The following is a 4,294-nucleotide window of genomic DNA, read 5'->3' as shown; positions in this document are numbered from 1 at the left end:
GGGCACCGTGACATTCATCCTGAAGCCGTAGCCGACATACGCGCGGCGCTAAAAAATGAACTCGAGGCTATGAGGGAGCGGTTTGAAGCCCTTCCGGTTGAGCTTGTCACTGGATTGGCTCAGGGCGCCGATACACTCGCCACCGAGGTTGCGCTTGAGATCGGATTGCCCGTGCGCGCGGTTCTGCCGATGCCCCGCGCGCTCTACGAGGCTGACTTTGAGGGCGAAGCCCATTCCAACCTAATCAGACTTTTGGATGACGCGCGCGTCAAAGTGCAGGAGTTACCACTTCCTCACGGGACCGGGGAGGACGACTTCAAAGAGGGCGCGGCTCGTGATGCCCTCTACGCGCGGCTCATGGATTACCTTGTCAGGCGTTCGAATGTCCTAGTTGCTCTTTGGGATGGAGAGGTGACGGGTCTGACGGGTGGATCGTCCGACGTTGTGGTTCGCTATCTCTCTGGTTCAGAGCCGCAGGCACGGCAAGCCCGCAAACTCGAAGCGGTTGTCGACGCCGGGTTGGCAGATGATCGGTCCGACCTCGCGATCTGGATCGAAGCCCCCAGGCAGACGGATGAGGTTGAACAGGGCGACGTACAGACAAGTTACCTAGTACAGGCGGGTGCTACAGGCCTTATCTGCCGCCTGCCGAATATCCCTGATTTCGTAGAGGAGCGTTGGCGCGAGTTTGACCAGTATGCCTTCGAGCGGGACACAGAAATCGGCACCGATCTGACCGCCTATCCGATCTCTGCACCCGATGATGTGAAGATATCAGAGGTCGCCTCGTCGATCGACGTGGATTTCGTACGTGCGGATCAACTTGCCCTCGCAAATCAACGTCAATCGGATCGTCTCTTTAAGCTCTTCGGGCTCATGGCAGCCCTGATGGGGCTGACATTTCTGCTCTATGCGAAGATTGCCGCACTGAAGCTGTTTCTCATCGCTTATTTGGCTCTCTTCGCAGGAGGTTTCTTAATTTTCGCCATCGGCTCAAGGCGCGGGTGGTTTGGACGTCACCTCGCTTTCCGCGCGCTGGCCGAGGCACTCCGCATCCGCTTCTTCCTTGTCTTGTCCGGAGGTGGTGCAACAGGCCAGACACGGCGCCTCTTGCAACTGACAGGTATCGAGCGTTTCAAGGGCTTCGGATGGATTGGCGATGCAATCCGGTGCACAGAACCATTGACCTACGAGAGCACCGTGAATGCAAAGGACAGAATTGCTGTAGTTTCGGAAAGATGGGTCAAAGATCAAGCGGCTTATTTTTCCCGAAAGCATCACCAATTGCATGCTGAGCACGAGCGTCTTGAAACAGTAAAGAAGTATCTTTTTCTTGCGGCGTTTCTCGGTGCCCTCTCGCTGCTTTTTTTCAAAGATACCCTCTACCACTTCCATATCGGCGATCTTGATGGAAAGACCCTTGTCGTCTTCCTCATGGGGCTTTTGCCGCTTTGGCTTGCGATATGGGAAATCTATCAAACGAAAATGGCAATACGTGAGTTGCTTTGGCAGTACGCAAACCAGGGAGAGTTGTTCGAACTTGCTGAGCGGCGCCTCGAGTCGATTTCTGATCCTATTCACGCACAAGATGTGATTTCGGATTTGGCGGAACGTTCTCTCATGGATGTGGTCCAGTGGAGCACGCACCGCTACCACCGTGAACACGAACCGCCGTCTGCCGGATGATGAAAAAAGTGGAAGATAGCAGCGATTTCAAAGCACAACTTTCAAAGTTGCGCCACGACCTTCGTACACCTGTCGGCCACATCATCGGCTATGCCGAGATGATTGAGGAGGATCTGCCACCTGATCTCCTGAAGACATTTTCGGGAGATCTGCAAGCAATCCAGAATGCAGGTCACAAAATGCTTGCCCTTATAGAAGATTTCCTGGGCGCTTCGACGGTCTCGCCTGAAGAGGTCAATGTAGGTGACGCTCAGTTTCAGTTTCGAATGCAACTCAACCACATAAACGGGTATTCGGAAATGATCTTCGAGGAGGCGACAGACCTCGACGAAGCTGAGTTCATATCTGACCTGGAAAATATCGCCGAAGCGGGGCGAGCGGCGCTAAGTCTCGTAGATGCCATCCCGCAACGTTTGCTCGAGAAAAACACCGACAAAAAAACCGCCCCGAAGAAAGAAGGCAAACGCTCTCCGCAACAAGACATTTCGATAATCAACAGTCAAATCGGTCAAGGGGGCGAACTTTTGCTGGTAGACGACGACCCGTCAAACCGCGAGCTGTTAAGGCGACGCGTCAAACGCATGGGCTATTCGGCAAGAGCGGTATCAAGCGGTGAAGAAGCCCTTGCCCTTCTCGAAACCGATCGTTTTGACCTCGTTCTGCTTGATTACATGATGCCCGGCCTGTCTGGCCTTGAGACTCTGCAACGAATGAAGGCGTCTTCTCGCCTGCGCACGATCCCGGTGATTATGCTATCTGCGTCTGACGACATTGAAATGATGGTCGACTGTATCCTTCAGGGTGCCGAAGACTACATTTTCAAGCCGTTCAATCCGATCCTACTTCAAGCGCGGATCAGTGCGTGTCTTGAAAAGGTTCGTCTGCGTCAGAACATCTCAAAGCAATTCCGGATTTTTATCTCTTCACCCGGCGACGTCATTCCCGAACGACGCGTCGCCAAATCTGTTATCGGGCGTCTTAACGAGGAGTTCTTTGGGCGTGCCTATCTGATCCCGATCCTCTGGGAAGAGGAGCCCATGCTGGCTTCTGAAACTTTCCAGGCTCAGATCCACCCACCGCATGAGACGGAAATCTACGTTGGTATTCTTTGGTCTCGCATCGGCTCGCCTCTACCCGATACGATCCTGAGGCCCGACGGGACCCGATACGAATCTGGTACGGCATTTGAATTCGAGGACGCCCTAGGCGGTTTCAAGCAGCAAGGCTCTCCGGAGATGCTTCTCTACCGAAAGCAGGGGGCGCCGACGTTGTCGCTCGAGGATCGTAACATTGTTCTCGACAGGCTCGATCAGATCGACAAGCTCAGCCGGTATCTCGATCGCTGGCTTATTGGTGAAGACGGCTCCTATATCGGAGCATTTCATATGTTTGAAACCGAGGAACAGCTCGACACGATGCTTGAGATGCATCTGCGAAAACTCGTTGAAGCTCGGCTGGCACAGGATGCATCGGTGCAAACAGACGCAGCCTGAGTCTGCATACCGAGGATCCGGTAAGGAAGAATAGGAAGGGAAGACAAAATGGCAAAAATTCTTCTGGTTGAAGACAATGAGATGAACCGAGACATGTTGTCTCGCAGGCTCAAGAAGAAAGGCTACGAAGTCGTGATGGCGTTTGACGGCCAGCGCGGTGTCGAGATGGCCTCAGAAGAAAGCCCCGACATAATACTGCTCGACATGAGCCTTCCGGTCATGGACGGCTGGGACGCGGCACGGCACCTCAAGGCAAGTGACCAAACAAAGAGCATTCCGATTATCGCGCTGACGGCACATGCCATGGCGGGTGATCGTGACAAGGCCCTGGGCGCTGGCTGCGATGATTATGATACCAAGCCGGTCGACATAAAGCGACTTCTTGAAAAGATTGAAGGTTGGCTGAACGCGTGATGATGCACGGTACTCATATCCGTAAGCTCTGGCAGTTCGTCTGATGGCGAACATTGATCTGCTCTGGGTCATTTTTGCCAGTGCGCTGGTCTTCCTGATGCAGGGTGGTTTCCTGTGCCTAGAGAGCGGGATGACCCGCTCAAAAAATAGCATCAACGTCGCGATCAAGAACCTCGCAGATTTCTGTCTGTCCACGCTGGTGTTCTGGGCTGTCGGCTTCGGGCTGATGTTTGGGCTGAGTTACAAAGGGTGGATCGGGTTGGACCTGTTCTCCCTCGACTTCGCCAAGGCGTCCCCGTCTCTTGCGGTGTTTTTCCTATTCCAGGTGATGTTTTGCGGGGCCGCGGTCACGATCCTCTCTGGGATCGTCGCAGAGCGGATGAAGTTCGGCGCCTATCTCTTTGTCGCGGTGATCGTCTCGGGGCTTCTCTATCCCGTTGCAGGTCATTGGAGTTGGGCCGGCCTTGACGGCGCTGGCGGATCGGGCTGGCTTGCGGATTTGGGGTTTGTGGATTTTGCCGGGTCGACGGTGGTTCACAGCGTTGGCGGCTGGGCCGGTCTCGCGCTCGTCTTGATTATCGGCCCGCGCTTGGGGCGATTTGATGACGGCTCGGGCGCGCAGATCATCACCCCGTCGAACATGCCGACCGCGACGCTTGGCGCTCTTCTACTCTTCATCGGCTGGCTCGGCTTCAACGGTG

The 4,294-nt window shown here is 54.7% G+C and carries 4 protein-coding genes; all 4 read left to right on the top strand.

Translation table 11 applies throughout. From position 1 onward, the window contains the following. Window positions 1-1,686, top strand: a 1,686-nt coding sequence (locus ACROHD_RS20745; protein ID WP_432680345.1) for a hypothetical protein, incomplete at its 5' end; no start/stop codon positions are given. Further along, complete coding sequence (locus tag ACROHD_RS20740) at window positions 1,686-3,179, top strand: response regulator (protein WP_432680344.1); 1,494 nt, start codon at window positions 1,686-1,688, stop codon at window positions 3,177-3,179. The genes ACROHD_RS20745 and ACROHD_RS20740, both read left to right, overlap by 1 nt. 48 nt (window positions 3,180-3,227) lie before the next feature. Next, the gene (locus tag ACROHD_RS20735; protein ID WP_432680343.1) at window positions 3,228-3,593 is read left to right on the top strand and encodes a response regulator; all 366 of its coding nucleotides are present in this window, start codon (window positions 3,228-3,230) and stop codon (window positions 3,591-3,593) included. Window positions 3,594-3,636: 43 nt separating this feature from the next. Beyond that, on the top strand, window positions 3,637-4,294 hold a 658-nt coding region (locus tag ACROHD_RS20730; RefSeq protein WP_432680342.1), incomplete at its 3' end, for an ammonium transporter.

Source organism: Nioella aestuarii (genome assembly GCF_050896395.1).
Lineage (GTDB): Bacteria > Pseudomonadota > Alphaproteobacteria > Rhodobacterales > Rhodobacteraceae > Nioella > Nioella aestuarii.
Note: the sequence above shows the minus strand (reverse complement) of the source record. Positions and strands in the feature narration are given on the sequence as shown.

What these genes read in the sequence shown, in the direction of transcription:
- ACROHD_RS20735 (WP_432680343.1), top strand. Translation starts at nt 3,228, where the DNA reads ATGGCAAAAATTCTTCTGGTTGAAGACAATGAGATGAACCGAGACATG.
- ACROHD_RS20740 (WP_432680344.1), top strand. Translation starts at nt 1,686, where the DNA reads ATGAAAAAAGTGGAAGATAGCAGCGATTTCAAAGCACAACTTTCAAAG.